16 protein-coding genes and 1 tRNA gene are annotated in these 16,267 nt (G+C 45.6%); 10 read left to right on the top strand and 7 right to left on the bottom strand.

The window, feature by feature from the left end; all coding sequences use genetic code 11:
• Positions 1-16: 16 nt before the first annotated feature.
• Positions 17-313, bottom strand: coding sequence for an ACT domain-containing protein (locus SPD80_RS06370; RefSeq protein ID WP_320829004.1), 297 nt, complete (start codon positions 311-313; stop codon positions 17-19).
• Between SPD80_RS06370 and SPD80_RS06365 the strand changes: the two genes are divergently transcribed.
• Positions 312-1,550 (top strand): dTDP-glucose 4,6-dehydratase, encoded by a 1,239-nt coding sequence (locus SPD80_RS06365; RefSeq protein WP_320829002.1) that lies wholly within the window; start codon positions 312-314, stop codon positions 1,548-1,550. The two genes, SPD80_RS06370 and SPD80_RS06365, sit on opposite strands and share 2 nt — an antisense overlap.
• Positions 1,551-1,558: 8 nt before the next feature.
• Here SPD80_RS06365 and SPD80_RS06360 read toward each other — a convergent pair whose 3' ends face one another.
• A complete protein-coding gene (locus tag SPD80_RS06360) occupies positions 1,559-2,317 on the bottom strand; it encodes a peptidylprolyl isomerase (protein ID WP_320829001.1) in 759 nt (252 codons plus the stop codon).
• Positions 2,318-2,330: 13 nt separating this feature from the next.
• Positions 2,331-4,163, bottom strand: a complete 1,833-nt coding sequence (locus SPD80_RS06355; RefSeq protein WP_320829000.1) for a subtype A tannase — start codon at positions 4,161-4,163, stop codon at positions 2,331-2,333.
• A gap of 192 nt (positions 4,164-4,355) precedes the next feature.
• On the opposite strand from SPD80_RS06355, the gene SPD80_RS06350 reads away from it, so the two are divergent.
• The 3 genes from SPD80_RS06350 to SPD80_RS06340 all read left to right on the top strand — a co-directional run bounded on the left by SPD80_RS06350 (position 4,356) and on the right by SPD80_RS06340 (position 6,189).
• On the top strand, positions 4,356-4,649 hold the full coding sequence (locus SPD80_RS06350; protein WP_320606173.1) for an RDAC family protein: 294 nt from the start codon (positions 4,356-4,358) through the stop codon (positions 4,647-4,649).
• A 3-nt stretch (positions 4,650-4,652) separates the two neighbouring features.
• Positions 4,653-6,020 carry an Mbeg1-like protein gene (locus SPD80_RS06345; protein WP_320828999.1) on the top strand — a complete coding sequence of 456 codons (1,368 nt, stop codon included), beginning with the start codon at positions 4,653-4,655 and terminating at the stop codon, positions 6,018-6,020.
• Positions 6,021-6,113: 93 nt separating this feature from the next.
• A tRNA-Phe gene (locus SPD80_RS06340) sits at positions 6,114-6,189 on the top strand.
• Positions 6,190-6,429: 240 nt separating this feature from the next.
• On the opposite strand, the gene SPD80_RS06335 is transcribed toward SPD80_RS06340, so the two are convergent.
• The gene (locus tag SPD80_RS06335; protein ID WP_320606171.1) at positions 6,430-6,627 is read right to left on the bottom strand and encodes a hypothetical protein; all 198 of its coding nucleotides are present in this window, start codon (positions 6,625-6,627) and stop codon (positions 6,430-6,432) included.
• Positions 6,628-6,853: 226 nt separating this feature from the next.
• Here SPD80_RS06335 and SPD80_RS06330 point away from each other — a divergent pair, with 226 nt between their 5' ends.
• The 5 genes from SPD80_RS06330 to SPD80_RS06310 all read left to right on the top strand — a co-directional run bounded on the left by SPD80_RS06330 (position 6,854) and on the right by SPD80_RS06310 (position 10,413).
• Positions 6,854-7,123: a hypothetical protein gene (locus SPD80_RS06330; protein ID WP_320828998.1), complete on the top strand. Its 270-nt coding sequence runs from the start codon at positions 6,854-6,856 to the stop codon at positions 7,121-7,123.
• Between the two features lie 103 nt (positions 7,124-7,226).
• Positions 7,227-8,054 carry a GNAT family N-acetyltransferase gene (locus SPD80_RS06325; RefSeq protein ID WP_320828997.1) on the top strand — a complete coding sequence of 276 codons (828 nt, stop codon included), beginning with the start codon at positions 7,227-7,229 and terminating at the stop codon, positions 8,052-8,054.
• 180 nt (positions 8,055-8,234) lie between these two features.
• Positions 8,235-8,777 (top strand): glutathione peroxidase, encoded by a 543-nt coding sequence (locus SPD80_RS06320; protein ID WP_320828995.1) that lies wholly within the window; start codon positions 8,235-8,237, stop codon positions 8,775-8,777.
• The gene (locus tag SPD80_RS06315; RefSeq protein WP_320828994.1) at positions 8,777-9,247 is read left to right on the top strand and encodes a MarR family transcriptional regulator; all 471 of its coding nucleotides are present in this window, start codon (positions 8,777-8,779) and stop codon (positions 9,245-9,247) included. Before SPD80_RS06320 ends, SPD80_RS06315 begins: the two co-directional genes overlap by 1 nt.
• A 5-nt stretch (positions 9,248-9,252) precedes the next feature.
• Entirely contained in the window at positions 9,253-10,413 is a 1,161-nt protein-coding gene (locus tag SPD80_RS06310) for a cation diffusion facilitator family transporter (RefSeq protein ID WP_320828993.1), read from the top strand.
• 2 nt (positions 10,414-10,415) lie between these two features.
• Here the strand turns inward: SPD80_RS06310 and SPD80_RS06305 are convergent, their stop codons facing one another.
• The 3 genes from SPD80_RS06305 to SPD80_RS06295 all read right to left on the bottom strand — a co-directional run bounded on the left by SPD80_RS06305 (position 10,416) and on the right by SPD80_RS06295 (position 14,117).
• Positions 10,416-11,558, bottom strand: a complete 1,143-nt coding sequence (locus SPD80_RS06305) for a CobW family GTP-binding protein (RefSeq protein WP_320828991.1) — start codon at positions 11,556-11,558, stop codon at positions 10,416-10,418.
• 165 nt (positions 11,559-11,723) lie between these two features.
• Positions 11,724-12,971 (bottom strand): metal-dependent hydrolase family protein, encoded by a 1,248-nt coding sequence (locus SPD80_RS06300; protein ID WP_320606164.1) that lies wholly within the window; start codon positions 12,969-12,971, stop codon positions 11,724-11,726.
• A 357-nt stretch (positions 12,972-13,328) separates the two neighbouring features.
• A complete protein-coding gene (locus SPD80_RS06295) occupies positions 13,329-14,117 on the bottom strand; it encodes a class I SAM-dependent methyltransferase (RefSeq protein WP_320828990.1) in 789 nt (262 codons plus the stop codon).
• Positions 14,118-14,186: 69 nt separating this feature from the next.
• Between SPD80_RS06295 and SPD80_RS06290 the strand changes: the two genes are divergently transcribed.
• The gene (locus SPD80_RS06290) at positions 14,187-16,031 is read left to right on the top strand and encodes a tRNA uridine(34) 5-carboxymethylaminomethyl modification radical SAM/GNAT enzyme Elp3 (RefSeq protein WP_320828989.1); all 1,845 of its coding nucleotides are present in this window, start codon (positions 14,187-14,189) and stop codon (positions 16,029-16,031) included.
• The last annotated feature ends 236 nt before the right edge of the window (positions 16,032-16,267 follow it).

Raw genomic sequence — 16,267 nt, 5'->3', positions numbered from 1 at the left:
CCTTTCTTGCCGGTGATTACAAGCGATACATAAACTTAAAGACATCCTCACGCTGCATAGAGATTTGAACACCCAAAGTATCCGAAAGCTCACCCAGCGCATCCTGAATACAAGCAAAATCGCTATCTGCACTCTCTACATCTACAAGCATAGTCATGGTAAACGTACCTTGCAAAATAGTCTGAGAAATATCCAAAATGTTGACGTTATGATTGGCTAACACGGTTGAAACCGCAGCTACAATGCCTGGTCTATCACTACCAAGAACACTAATAATGGCATGCTCGGTTTGAGACGAAGAAGTATCCAACATGGTCTGCCCTTCATTTGATTGCAAGTTGCTTGCAGATAGTGAGTCGCACTATGCTTTATTGTACAAGTTACCAACTTTGCAGTATTGTGCGAATACTGCACATCTTACACAGATTAAGGATGCCACAGCCATGGAGCCACAAACCATACCAACATATTTTGTAACTGGTGGTGCTGGTTTTATTGGCTCGCATCTTACACGCACCTTGCTGAGCATGCAGCCCACATCACGCGTGGTCGTGCTTGATGCGTTTACCTATGCTGGCAATCCAGAAAACCTGTTAGATATAGCACAGGACTCTTGCACAGCTCCACACCTTTACGTTGCTCAGGTAGACATCTGTGATAGCAGCTCTCTGCGCAAGCTTTTTGCACACTTTGTGCCTCGCACGGTCTTTCATCTGGCAGCAGAAAGTCATGTTGACCGATCGTTTATTGATGCCTCACCTTTTGAGCGCACTAATGTTATGGGCACACAGACTGTTGCCACCTGCGTGCGTGAGCTTGCCCAATCAGGCAGCCCTTGTCGCATGCTTTATGTTTCTACGGATGAAGTGTATGGCTCCATTCCTGTGGGTCATGCTCCTGTTGACGAAGCGTATCCTTGCACACCAACAAGCCCCTACTCGCAAAGCAAGCGTGCTGCCGAGAAAATCATCCAGGCAGAGCTTGCACGCGGTCTGGATGCCGTTATCGTGCGTTGCTGTAATGCTTTTGGTTCACATCAATTTCCCGAAAAGCTCATTCCTGTAGTCATAAGCAAAGCCTTACATCATGAGCCAATTCCTGTATATGGCACTGGCTTACAAACACGTGAGTGGATGCTCGTAACAGACCATGTTGCAGGCATACGTGCAGCTGCACACCACGGCAGTACTGGCCATGTGTATAACCTAAGCTCAGGTAAAGAGATTGCCAACCTTACCCTTGTAAAGATGCTGGTACGTGAGCTCTCTGTCCTTATGTGCGACGCCACCATTTCCAACAATCTCATCTGCTATGTAAGCGACAGGCAAAATCATGACGTTCGCTATGCCAGCAATGCATCCAAAGCAGCACAGAAACTTGGCTGGAAAGCACAAAGTGACGTGCAGGCAAATCTTTTGAGCACGGTTCATTGGTATGCACAACATACTGCTTGGTTGGAACATAGTTCAAACAAGAGCTACCGCACCACAGGGGTACAGCAGCTCAAAACACTACTTGGTTCTCGATGGATTGATGGCAAGCTCCTATAAGCTACGCATTAGTCCGTGATAGTAATCTTTGTAATAACGGGCTGGTCAGCAGATGCAACCGTTCCATTATTATCTTGTACCTTCACCTTTGCACACAGAGCATCTACTACATCCATACCATTAGTGACCTGACCAAATGCTGCATACTGACCATCTAACGACGCGGTATCTTTTTGCATAATAAAAAACTGTGAGCTGGCAGAATCCGCATCTGTAGAGCGTGCCATAGAAATCACACCACGCTTATGCTGGATGGGGTTGACCACTCCATTAGAAGAAAACTCTCCCTTAATATGCTGAGAAGAACCTCCTGTGCCATTACCATTGGGGTCTCCACCTTGAACCATAAAGTCCTTGATGATGCGATGGAACGTTAACCCGTTGTAGAAACCATCGTTGGCCAAGTGACAGAAATTAGACACCGTAATTGGTGCCGCATCTGCATTAAGTTCCAGCTCAATAGTGCCATAGTTGGCTACCTCAATGGTTGCATGGTGCATACCCTTAGCATAGATATCATCTGCGGCTGGTGTATACAGGCCGCTTTTCTGAGTAGTTGAATCTTGAGATTGCTCCGTAGTTGCCTGAGATGCATTACTCGAAGCGCCCTTATCGCCAGAATTGGATGCACAGGCGCATAAAAAAATAAGGGACAACGACACAATAATTGCCATGATCCACATGACAAAATCAAGACCACTGCGAGAATCCCTTTGAGCCTGAAATCCTGCCAGTGCCTCGGAATACTTGGTTTCACGGTTTGCCATTATGCGCTACTTTCTACTTCTTGAAGCCAGCAGTAACCCAGGCCACAAAGCCCTCAATGGGATCTGTGCCAAGCTCGTTCATGGAAAGACCTTCACCCCATACTGGCGTAAGTGTTACCTGCTTAACACCATCATACGCCTTAAGGGCAGCAGCCAAATTTGCCTCAGCGGTAAAACTCACCTTGTTTTGGAACAATCCGGTTTGGATTTCCCAATAAGGAGCAATCTTTGCCTTGCCAAAGCCCTCATAGTTACCTGACAGATAATACAAAGGATCGCTCATTTGCATGCGATGCACGGTTGTATTTTTAAGGGCATCCGTTTGCTCTAAATCTGCCTTCCAGGTTTCTATGATTGAGGCATCCCAACCGGTAAGCTGCTCATACGTATTTTGGTTTTCTGTAAGCTTGGACAGCACCATACCATCAAAGTGCAAAGCATCGTTATCTGCATTGCCAAACAACTGATTAAAGATGGTCGCAGAGCTAAGACCATCGTAGGCGCACACCCCCACAGCAGCTGCACGCACATGAGAAATAAAGGCACCTAAATCTGTAATAGTTGCCTTATTGGTAAGCTCATTAAACTTAATCCACGTGTAGTCAGAGTTGAGTGCCTTAATGTAGTCATTGCGCGTGTTATAGGTGACGGGAGCAGTCTTGGCATCATCATCGCCCGCAGCAGCCTTAGCAATAACGTCTGCCTCATCTGCTTTGAGGTTGCCATCTCCAGGAAAACCACCCAGCCTCAAAGACGAATTGTTAGGCGTATACGGGAAGGCAGTAGTACTCAAAAACGCAGAAGCCGCCTCTTCTACCAACCCCAAAAGATAGCGATAATAACTACCATCTGCATATATACCGCCAGCTGTGTTTTCCAAAGTCAGAGCAGTGCCATCATTGGTAAGCCCTAAGGAGTTAAGATTCTCTGCATATGCACGAGACAAATCCCCAGATAGCGCAGCTGTCCAGGTGCCCTCTGAACGCGTATCATTTTGAGCATACTGGCCACAATACCATTCATAGGCTCCATCACAACCCAGCGGCGCTAACGTGGGCGACCAAGCACGTACAGCATATACCCCATCGGAAAGATTATTACCCTTTGCATCATACGTTGCAGCACCGAGGGTAGCCAGGTAATCATCGTACAAACTGGAGTTGCCGGTAGCGCCCAAAATGCAGACAAGGGCACCGGAAGAGCCAGCACCAAAAGGTACGATTTTCTCAAGATCACCAGGAAGGCTTTCTGCGTTGTAGCGCAAATAGCGAATTGCTGCCTTGAGGTCAGTCACACTCCAAGGTGCACCACCCACAAACAAGGCGTTAGTATCAGAGTCGTAGCCATTATTGCGACCACGAAATCCCACATAAACGTAAATAAAACCAGCAGACAAATACGGTGCCAGACCATTAAACGAGTAGGCCGTGGGCGCACTTTGCCCCGTAAACGTAACGGGATTAAGAGGCATAACCACAGGAGCCTCAGATGCCTTAAAGTTGCCCACCTGGGCTTCTGCGTTAATAGTGCACTTGTATGTCTTGCCGTTTTTCTCGCCTTTAAAGAAAGGACCGGGAACGTAAATTGCCAGACGCTCATAAGTCTTGGTGGCAGGCGTTAAGCAATACTGAAGACCATTTTGCCACCAGACATCGTTTGTCTCGTCATAATTCCATGCGTCCATTTTGATGGCAAGATTCTCATACTTAGTAAGGTCACGTGTATCTGCAGTAGTTTGCTGAGAGGGCTTTTTTTGACCTTTTGCACAAGCAGAAAGTGCTGCCAAAGTACCCGCAGAAGCAAGCGAAAGAAAACCGCGCCTGGATACGTTTGTGGATACGTTCATAACGTACTCCTTGTTGCAGGATATAGTAGTCTTTTAGTTTATACCTTGTACGGTCTTATCACTAAAAGTCTAGTTATTTGTGCAGATTTGGGTATACAACAAACCAGAAGTACAAAACCTAGAGCACCTTAGCCTATGGGGCGTTCACAAACATATACGTATGGTTAAAAACCCACAAGAAAGCGGGCATGTATGAATGTAATTAAAATTGGTGACGTTATTACTTTAAACCACCAATTTGCAGATGAGGCTTCTAAAGACAGCGCGGAGCTTGCCCCCAAAGTTCACTTACACGATGCCTGCGGCAAGCAAACCTGCAGCATAGAGATTAAGGTAAACGGACTGGACCCAAACCGTCCACGCAATGCCAAGGGAGAGTATGACCTCACCTATGCCCAGCGTCGCGTACGTGACTATTTTGAGCAGCGCGGTAAGCAAGTTGAGTTTGATCCTACAACAGGCAAAATCTTCTGGCTTAAGGACTAACGCATGGCAAATATGCTCGATTACTTGGATTGGTTTGGCGACGTTAGCTTCACAGGCTTTGCATTTAATGAAGTTGATAACCTTATTTTGGCACAACTATCCTACTTAGATTTTGCGGGTTGCGCACCCTCAGCCACGCCTACCGCTCAAGACACCCTAGAAGCCGTCAGTACCAAATACTTTGCCAGTCATACAAAAGAGCAACTGTATGAAGCCAGTGGGTTTGTCTCTACCTATACCTCTTTTTTGCTCCAAAAGGCTGCCACATCAAAGCGTTTTAAAAACGTACTTGTTGGCTTTTATCAGGAGAAAAATAATCCGCACACCCAAGAGCAATTTGGCGCAGTTACCTTTGCTTTACCAGATGGTAGTTATTACGTGGCCTTTCGCGGCACCGATGGCACCATTCATGGCTGGCGAGAAGACCTCAATATAAGCTTCCAAACGGTAGCCGCTCAGATAGACGCCTTGGAATATCTATCCCATATTGCGGTGCATGTAGCTGGGAAGTTCCACGTAGGCGGTCATTCTAAAGGTGGAAATCTTGCTGCCTATGCCGTAGCCTTAGCACACCCGAGCGTCCAAAAGCGAGTAAGCAAACTCTGGTGCAATGATGCCCCTGGTTTTTTGGAAGACGTGGTTCCCTTTTCTAAGCTCACGGCTCTTGTAGATAAAACCGTTCTTCTTACGCCAGAATACTGCATTGTAAGTGGTCTTATGCACCATGCTGCCACCCCGCAAATCATCCACGCACAAACCCCCGACGCAGACATCATGCAGCACGACGCCTTTACTTGGCAGATACTAGGTCCGCGCTTTGTGCGCAGCCAATCCCCTTCTGTAGCAGCGCAACATGTATGTAGCCTTCTTAATGACGTTGTCGAGAAACGCACAAAGGATGAGCGCAAACACTTTGCCGATATGCTATTTGGCTGCATTGAAGCCTCTGGCGCAACTACCACCAATGAATTAGCATCCGCTGGCGCTGAAGGCATCCGCAAGATTTGGGAAGCTGTTAATGCCTTAAACGATCCCGATAAAGCCGTTATTTTTGAGTTTATTAAAGCATTGATTGGCCAGATGGTTAGCGATTCTTTAATGCCGCTTAACAAGAACGTGGCACAATCACTTCAACAGATTAGCGTACCTTCTACAAACTATGAGGAGCTGCTTAACTCCCCTACGCCTCCCTCCATTGAAGAGATGCATGAGTATAAGGAACGCAAGCGTCGCGCTGCTGCGGCTGCGGTACCTGCAAAATTGGTAGAAAAAGTCTGGCCACCAAAGCAATTGCTCATTGGGCAAGGTACTAACGAGAAAGACAGTGCTTCTAAACCAGATAGCTCTCATGATGCAGATATACCTACGTAGTTGCTTGCATAAGTTTTGCAAACAAAGCAAAATGTGACTTGACGTTCTGTCTGAGTTTGCTATATTTATTGAGCTGATATTTAAGCAGCACTTGGCTGGGTAGCTCAGTTGGTAGAGCAGAGGACTGAAAATCCTCGTGTCAGGGGTTCGATTCCCTTCCCCGCCACCATTGATTTTAGTTGGAAATACCCCGTTTATCTGCATAAACAGAAAGCGGGGTATTTCTTTATCTAGCAAAGACAACCGTAAGTGAACCTAAGTGTTTACCAGGCGTTTCTAAATGTCGGGTCATTTTGTGGGTCATAGTTGGGGTCACGTATGTATGCTTTTGAGATAGCACATAGAAAAGAATCTATAGGCATTAGCGTAGTTATGAACTTCATAGGCAGCGTTGTTACCACTCTAATCTTCATTTGTTTCTATCCGACAGCGTACCTATAATCATGCCTGCACTCATACCTATACTCATACCTACTGGAAGCCATAATCCAATATCATTAGTTACTGCACCAATGAGCATACCTATTGACATGCCTATTGACATGCCCGTGAACATACCTATTGCTAAGCTGTTTGAACTATTTTGTTTCTTATTATTCTTGTTCATATACGCCTACCATCTCTTATAAACCGAGATTTACGTAAAGTCTTATAGAAAAAATCTCTCTACTAACAAAAATGAAAAATACCGTTAAAACAAAAAATACTACCGCTCAAAAAATACTATTTGTTTACCATATATTACAAGTTCTATAACAAGGGTAGAAAGTGTCTAATCTGTTGTATCTATTGTTTCATGAGGCCTATTTCTAGCTTTGTTTGAGGTGATACACATGGAATTGCTTTCAGACTGCAACGACATGAAAAAAATCAGGCTCATTGAAAATGTATGTCTGGGTCTATGCTTTTTGCTTGCCGTTGTTGTATCCCTACCCTTTATTCGTCCGTCTCTTAACCCTGTGCTGTATGCAGCTCTTTCACATAGTTGGATATTTGTCATGGCAGCATGTATCTTCTACGAGGGAATTACCCAACATAAAAAGCTCCATATAGCTTTTGCAATCATAGAAGTATTACTTGGCATCTGGCTGATAAGCATCTAGACTACTTCATTAGATAAAGCGTTTGATAACAACAGCTATCTACCTACGTAGATAGCTGTTGTCCTAACTGCCTTTATCCCATAACCCCACCTGGAGGTCAATCATGATTACACCATGTAGCAAACAAGACAAAAATCAGCTTATTGATCTTCTCAAAACTCATCCAGATCTTGATTTATATCTTCTCTCTGATTTGTATATGTATGAGATAGGAAAAGAGATTGAGGCATGGAAGATTACTGACTCTTTTGGCACTTCTGTTGTTATCCTCTTAAGAAAAAACATGGTCATCTCATATGATGCACCACTTAAGCATCTTACTGAGATTTTAGAAATCATTGCCAGCAAACAACGGGTAGGCATTAAATACATCAATGGCAATCCTGCGCTTTTAAAGCTTCTGCAACAACAGCTTAGCGCCTATTCTTTACGTGTCTTGGAGCTAGCCTCATTGAGTTGTAACGAGTTTCAAACCAATCAGAATACTTACCCCCACACAGAGTTATGCAGGCTTTCTAGTGCTGATGATTTTGTCCAGCTTCATCGCCTGCTTTGCTCAGCTGACGGAATTGACTATGAACAGATTCCTCAAGACGAGCGCGAATACTTTGTCTCTAAAAAGCGTGCTTCTCTTGCTTATGACTGTATGGCACTTGCCACAAAAATGGACAATGTCTTTGTGTCTACTGCCTCTATCTCTGCAGTATCTCCCTTTGGCGCCATGATTATTGGCGTAGCAACGCTCAAAGCATATCGTAATCGCGGCCTTGCAACCTACACGGTCAAACAACTCTGCCAAGTCTGTAAAGAAGCCGGTCTTAAAAAGCTGGTTCTTTACTTTGACAACCCTCTTGCCGCAAGCGTCTACCTCAAAATTGGATTCACGATTGTTGCCAAATACGGCATGCTTTCAGATGGGTCTTCTCACTAACACAGCAGTAAAGATTAATCTCACACGGCTTTCTTTGTCAGACAGTCTTTGAAACTTGAACAAACGATGGAGTTCCTCGTTCCTAAAATAGTTGTACACAATTAAGTTGTATACAACTAAAATACGAATAACAAACCACGGCGCCTGGTACAGCAGTACGCCATAACGGAAGGAACTTCCATGTCTGTATATGATTTTACCGTTACCAACCCTGATGGCAGCACGACTGCTCTTTCTGAATACAAGGGCAAAGTTTTGCTTGTAGTAAACACAGCAACTGGCTGTGGTTTTACTCCACAGTATGAAGATCTGGAAGCAATGTATGCCCAGCTCCGTGACAAGGGCTTTGAAATTCTCGACTTTCCCTGCAATCAATTTGCTGGTCAAGCCCCTGAATCCGATGATGAGATTCATGCCTTTTGTACCATGAAGTTTGGTACCGAGTTCCCTCAGTTCAAAAAGATTGACGTTAATGGTGAAACCGCAGATCCTCTCTTTGTGTCTCTGGCAACACAAATGCCATTCCAAGGCTTTGGTAAGGGTCTTAAAGCTAAGGGTCTAGAGAAGTTTGCGGCTATCAATAACAAAAAATTTGGCGATAAGGCCTATATCATGTGGAACTTCACCAAGTTTTTAATTGACCGTGAGGGCAATGTAGTTGCTCGCTTTGAGCCTACGACTAGCATGTCTGAAGTCAAAGCTGCAGTGGAGGCTCAACTCTAATGTCAGACGCAACCAACATTTCCAACAATCAGATGCTTAAGCTCGATAATCAGCTGTGTTTTCCTTTATACGCCAGCGCCAAAGAAGTAGTGCGTCGTTACACCCCTTTTTTGGAGCCGCTCAATCTTACGTACACACAGTACCTTGTCATGATGGTGCTCTGGGAGGTCAAGAAAACTACTGCAAAGTCTCTTGGCGAGCGTCTCTATTTAGATTCTGGTACCCTTACTCCCCTGCTGCGTAAGATGGAAGCAAAGGGCTTGCTTGTGCGTAATCATGACAAGCAAGACCAGCGTATCCTCACGGTTGAGCTCACCAAGGCTGGCTGCGACCTCAAAAAGCAGGCAGAAAATATCCCCTCTGCCATGGGCAACTGTTTGGACTTCACAGCAGATGAGGTTATAGAACTCCGCCGCCTTTTAGACAAGGTACTTACAAGTGCGCGATCTTCTCATCCTGCAGAAAGATAGTTACCATGACTCAAGCAGAAACAGAGTTGCCTTCAAGCTCAAAGATTTCTTCTCAAGCGCGCCAGCATAGCATTGTGCGAACAAGCGTCGTGGGTATTGCTGCAAATATACTACTTGCTGCCATAAAAGCATTTTTGGGCACCATTTCTGGGTCTATCGCCATTACGCTTGATGCCGTCAACAACCTTTCTGATGCGCTCAGTTCTGTTATTACAATTGTGGGCACCAAACTTGCTGGCCGTCCTGCCAACAAGGCTCATCCTTATGGATATGGGCGTATTGAATATCTCACCGCAACAATCATTTCCCTCATCGTACTCTATGCAGGCATAACCTCACTTATAGAATCAGGCAAAGCACTCTTCTCAACACCTCAAGTTTCTTACACCACTCCTACTTTACTTGTGGTTGTAGCCACCATTGTTGTTAAGCTCATACTTGGCACCTATGTTAAAAACGTCGGCAAACAAGTAGACTCTGATTCTTTACTAGCCTCAGGGTCAGATGCCCTCTTTGATGCCATACTTACTGCCTCTACGCTTCTTGCTGCGCTGGTATATCTTACCTGTGGGCTTGACTTTACTGCTTGGGTTGGCCTGCTTATTGCAGGGGTAATTATCAAAGCTGGTTTTGACATTCTTAGTGAAACGCTCAGCCAAATTTTAGGGGAGCGTATTGATGCAAATTTATCACATCAAATTAAGGAAATAACTCAAGCCACAGAGGGCGTTTTAGGTGTATATGACCTTGATTTACACAACTATGGCCCCACCTCACTCATTGGTTCTATCCACGTAGAGCTTGCCGATACAACCAGTGCTGCACAGATTGATGAGCTAACACGCGAAATCCAACATACTGTCTATGAACAAACCAGTGGCCGCGTTATTCTTGCAGCTGTAGGCATATACTCACAAAATACCACTGATGATGAAGCAAAACGGATTCGTTCTGAAGTCACCCGACTAGTTATGGCTCACAATGACGTTATCCAAATGCACGGTTTTCATTTGGATAACGTCAAGAAACACATGAGTTTTGATGTCATCATTGACTTTGGAGCTTCTGACCGCCAAGGGCTTTTTAACCGCATTATCAATGATGTGCAGCAAGCATTTCCTGAATACCACGTTATGGCTGTACTTGATGTAGACACCAGTGACTAAAGCTACATGCTTGCCTCGTGTATCCAGTCAGTAAGACAAGCATCAAGCTGGGCGATAATTTCATCCTTATCCATATGGCGGCCGATAAAGCAAAGCTTAGTCACGCGGTCGCCATACTCATGGTCCCAGTCTTCAAGTAACTCAGGGTGTTCAAGAAGCATTTGTTGTTGTTCCTCTTTAGGAAATGAATCGTAAAAGATGCCATTCTCGTAAAGTTGAACTTGCTTTCCTGCCTGCTCAAACACGTAGCTCATATCAAAATCACAGTTGAGCCAGACTTTGCCCTTTACACGAATAATGCTTTCTGGCCAACTGCTCACAAAGTCATTGAAGCGGTCAACATCAAAGGGACGGCGGCGGTCATATACAAAGGTTGAAATCTCGTATTCTAAAACTTCGGGGTCATCATGTTCTTCCGGATGCTCCATTGCATCCATCCAGACAGCAGACCGATAGGCCTTGTCAAAATCAAAGCGATTTGTGTTAACAAGCTCGCTCATGGGGACTTCTCCCCTTACTGCCTCAACGATAACTGCATCACGCTGCAAACCACGAATAATAGCTTTAAGTTCACGTAACTGCTCTGGTGTCACCAAATCACTCTTGTTAAGGATGAGCGTAGTACAAAACTCAATCTGTTGAATAAGCAGACTCTCTAGGTCATCTTCCTCAATAGTATCCCGAAGAAGTGCCTTGCCGCCATTAAACTCGTCATACATGCGCGCGCAATCGACCACGGCCACAATGTTGTCTAAATCAAGATGAGCATGCTTGTCAGACTTTTTACTTTGGTTGCAAAAAGCCGAAATGGTATAGGTAATGGGGATGGGCTCGCAGATACCAGATGCTTCAATAAAAATGTAATCAAAATCGCCTGAGTCAGCTATATCACCAAGCTGTAGGTTCAAATCATCCGACAAGGTGCAGCATAAACAACCATTCGTCAGTGGAATAACCTCATCGCCATCGGCAAGGCCGCCCTCTTTGATAAGACTTGCATCCACATTTATCTCACCAATGTCATTGACAATAACAGCCGCGCGAACACCCTCGCTATTAGCAAGAATGCGATTTAGGACCGTAGTCTTTCCCGCGCCTAAATAGCCCGTAATAAGTGCAATTTTGACATTCTTTGTATCTGCCATGCGAACCCCTCATTCTATACATACCATCAAGACGTCCCATAGATAGATGCTATGCGCACCCTAAGGCGCGCATAGCCATACAAAAACAGGTAGCTCGACCTCAAAAAAGCTAAACCTCAGTACCATACTGACACCGAGGACCGCTCAAAACGCCCAAGAATAACCTTATAGAGCGCCCTTAACAACAAGCTCGCCCTCTTTCATGATGACGTCCATGTTATCGGGCGTGAGGTTATGAAGGTTAGTCACAACATCGCCCTTAACAACAAGAATGTCAGCGGACTTGCCCGCTTCGACAGAGCCAAACTCATCCTCATGACCCAACATCTGAGCGCCATTAAGCGTGGCTGCCTTAATGGTATCCAGAACAGAAATGCCCGCCTTCTCGACAAAGGCATACATCTCGTCAATTGTGACATAGCCATACGGGGTAACAAAGGAGAAGGAATCCGATCCAATGGTAAGAGGTACGTTAAGTTCATACGCGCGACGCAAGTTAGCGTAGGTGCGCTCCAAGCCCTTCTCGACAACGGTCTCACCGGGGAACTTATCAAGCTCAGGCGTCCACTCAGGTGGATAGGTGGAGTACCAAGTTGGCAAGAAACCGATGGTGGGCGTAAAGAAGGTGCCCTTCTCAGCCATTAAGTTCATGGTTCTATCGTCAAGCTCAAAACCATGGATAAGCTGCGTGCAGCCAAAGCGCACGCAGTCATAAGCTGCATCAAAGTTGTTATATGAGTGCGCCCACAAAGGAATCTCTACCATGCGGCACTCATCGGCGATTGCCTTAATTTCTTCGGTGCAGAACAACTGAAGACGGTCGGAGTCCCAGCGCCAAATACCGCCACCAGTTGCCCAAATCTTGATTGCATCAGGGTTCTCGCGCAAGCGCATACGAATAGCTTTACGCAGCTCCCATGGACCATCAGCCTGGAAACCCCATGGATGGGAATCTTTAGAAATCTGTAACGGTAGATGGTGTGAATCGCCATGGCCTGCTACACGGCACAAACCAAGACCAGTTGCAAAGATACGTGGCCCCTTCATAACACCCATGTTGACCAGGTCACGAATAGCAATACCGTTACGACCAATCTCGCCCACAGATGTAAGACCATGACTCAAAGCATCGTAGGCCTGCTTGACAGCACATGCCTGCTTTTGAGCAACACTCTCGATAACCCAGTCATTATCGTTATCGGTTAGGTTACCCGAGAAGTGCAAGTGCGTATCAACTAAACCAGGCATGACGGTTTTACCCGTAGCGTCGATAACCTCATAACCAGCGGGAATCTCGGTAGACGCGCCAGCATACGTAATCTTATCGTCATCAATAAGAACGAGCGCGTTCTCAACCGGTGCAGTACCGGTACCATCAACAAGTATTCCTCCCGCAATTGCATACTTAGCCATACTGCTTCCTCCAAATCCTTTCTGCATAACTGACAAAATAAACGTGCCGGTAAAACAGGTAGAACAAGGTGGTGCTTATAACGCTATGCGAACCGGGTAGAGCTATCGAATGACTGACTCCTCACACTTAACAGCAGATGAGTTCATGCCATCCGATGAGGGGCCCCTCATACCGCTCGGTTTGCTAATAAGTTAGTTATAACTAACTTATTAGCACTTAGTATACTCAAACATGAATACATGAACATATATTTTTGTTCGTGATTCTTGGATTTACATAAAAATAGGATTTCTTAGGCATATACCTGTATATATTCTGATTTATATGTATGTATAGTTATATTTTTCTGGTATAAACTACACGCATTGTAATACAAGATAGTGATTCAGGTTTTTGTCTTTTCCATCTGCACTAAATTGAGCGCAGACACGAACTTGAGGGCCAAGACTAGCAAGTACATCGGCAAGCTCGTTGTTTGTAAAATGATGGCAATAACGCCACGTATGGGCTTTATTTTGCCAACCAATAAGATAGTCATGTTCTTCTAATACACTGGCATCTAACTGCAGCTGCTGCAACGCTTGAGTTGTAGTTTGCTGTGCTTTAGCAGCTAACTTTGCACTGTGCATAAACTGCCAAAACGAGACACAAATATATCCTTTTGGTTTGGTCTTATCGAGCAGAGTTTTTAGGAGTTGTGCACGATTTTGCATACCTGGCACATGATGCATGAGTCCAAAAGCTACTACCAAATCACAATCTGTCATGGTTAGCTGAGCTGCCAAGGTATCATCCAAAAGACTGTCCACTACATCCACTGCCATAACAGTGGTTTGTCTATCCGCACTACCACTTTGAACCAGTGGTATGCAATTATCTACGGCATAGTATGCTGTAGGATGTATATTCCTTTGCTCTGTTAAAAAGCGTGCAAAACGCAAGTTGCCACACCCTACATCAAGCACACGAAGATTTGTAGCAGCCATGACGGCTGGCATACTATCCAGACAACGCTGCCATCCCTGCCAAGGTGCTTGACGCGTCGCAGAAAAACTCTGAGCCTGCTGAGCATAAAAATCAGAGGTGAGTTTGCTCAACAGACGTGCAGCTTGCGTGTTATATGATGTGGCATTAAAACTATTCATACCTTGGATTTTACCCCACCACAACAAGCGCAGCAGACAAAGAAACACTTAGCTGCGTATAATGCGGATATGGATGAACTCATAACAGACATATTGCAACAACTTCGCACCAATTCTCAGAGCGCGCTTGATGCCCATCAGCTCGAAGCACTACTGCGCGCTCATAGTGGTGGTACTCGCAGCACTTCTCGCACAACTCAAATCCCTAAGCGCGCTCTTTTGCCTTATTTTTTACAAGCTAAGGATCAAAACTCTGAGCTTTGGCAATCGTGGAATATTACCCCAGAACTAGAGGCGCGTTTTATACGCTCAGTACGTATGAAACCACGGCGCAGTGCCTCGGGAGTAGCAACTATTACCGTTATCACACGCCCGCACACCTGCTCCAGCAATTGTTTGTACTGCCCCTGTGATTTGCGCATGCCCAAAAGCTATATTGCTAACGAACCTGCTTGTCAGCGTGCAGAGCAAGCTTTTTTTGATCCCTATATACAAGTTGCTGCACGTCTACGTGCCCTACATCAAATGGGTCATTCTACCGATAAGGTCGAGCTCATTGTACTAGGTGGTACTTGGAGTGACTACCCCATAAGCTATCAGTACTGGTTTGTGAGTGAACTCTTTCGTGCACTTAATGAGTGGCCTGCTTCACCTCATCAGAGCAAGAAACGCCTCAACTGGTATCACTCATTGGGGCTGCATCATACAGAAGAGGCACTCGCTGCCTTTGTTGCTCCGCAACAAGAAGCCATTACAGCAGGTACAACCAGCTATAATCAAGCCTTCCATCAGCTGTATGACACCAGTCAGCCCCATCAAAATGCCTGGGCGCATATGAGCGCCACGCTTGATGATCTTTACAAGCAGCAACAAAAAAACGAGACCGCAGCATGTCGCGTTGTAGGCCTAGTTATAGAGACGCGTCCTGACACAATTACCGCTGCCAACCTCAAACTGTTTAGGCAGCTTGGCTGTACCAAGATTCAAATTGGCATTCAAAGCACTCGCCAAGAGATTCTTGATGCCAACCTGCGTCACATGACTACAACCCAGATTAAACGTGCATTTTCTCTGATTCGCCTGTATGGGTTTAAGATTCATGCCCACATGATGATTAATCTGCTTGGTGCAACACCTCAGTCAGACAAGTATGACTTTGATACCTTTATTACTGACCCTGGCTATTTACCAGATGAGGTTAAACTGTACCCCTGCGCGCTTGTAGAAGGCACACAACTGGTCGAGAAATACCACAAAGGTGCGTGGCTTCCCTACTCAAAAGAGGAACTGGTAGACATACTTGTGCATGATGTGTTGGCAGCTCCTTGCTACGTTCGCATTTCTCGCATGATTCGTGATATTAGCTCTACTGATATTTTGGTAGGCAACAAGCACACTAACTTACGCCAAATGGTCGAACAGCACCTGACCAGTGAAGATCTGGCAGGTCGCGTTCAGGAAATTCGCTTTAGAGAAATTAATCAACAGCAGGTACAAGCCGATGAGCTGACCTTACAAGAGTATGCATACACTACCGCAGTAAGCGATGAGCACTTCTTGCAGTGGGTAACTACAGACAATAACATTGCTGGGTTTTGCAGGCTTTCGCTCCCTCATTGGGACAAACTGTCGGCCGGCATGTGTGATGTAGCGGCAGATGAACTCGCGGTACAACCAGGCCAAGCAATGATTCGAGAATTGCATGTATACGGACAGGCTTTATCGCTGGGTACAGAGGGTATTTCTGCACAGCATCAAGGTCTGGGCCAAAAATTGCTTGCTTACGCAAGTACGCTTGCTACAGACGCAGGCTATACCAGCCTGAATGTAATTAGTTCTGTTGGTACACGTGCCTACTATCGTGCGCAAGGCTTTATAGATGCAGGCTTGTATCAGCGCAAAGAGTTGCAATAAAAAATCAGCCGCCATCACAGACAGCGGCTTCATACGAGCTAAATAAACTCCCAGCTTCATATTGTCTGGTAAAAAGCGTGTTTTACTCAGCGAGTTTCTCGCCAGCAGCACGAAGAGCGTCAAGAGCGTCATCCTCAGGCTCAAGGTTAGCGATAATCGTATCAATAACATTAACGCCAGCAGCCTCAGCGCGCTCCTTCCAGCTATCCATCCACTCGCCCGTACCCCAGTCATAC

This window comes from Atopobium sp. (genome assembly GCF_034113385.1).
GTDB lineage: Bacteria > Actinomycetota > Coriobacteriia > Coriobacteriales > Atopobiaceae > Atopobium.
The sequence above is the reverse complement of the archived record's forward strand: the minus strand, read 5'-3'. Positions and strand labels throughout refer to the sequence as shown.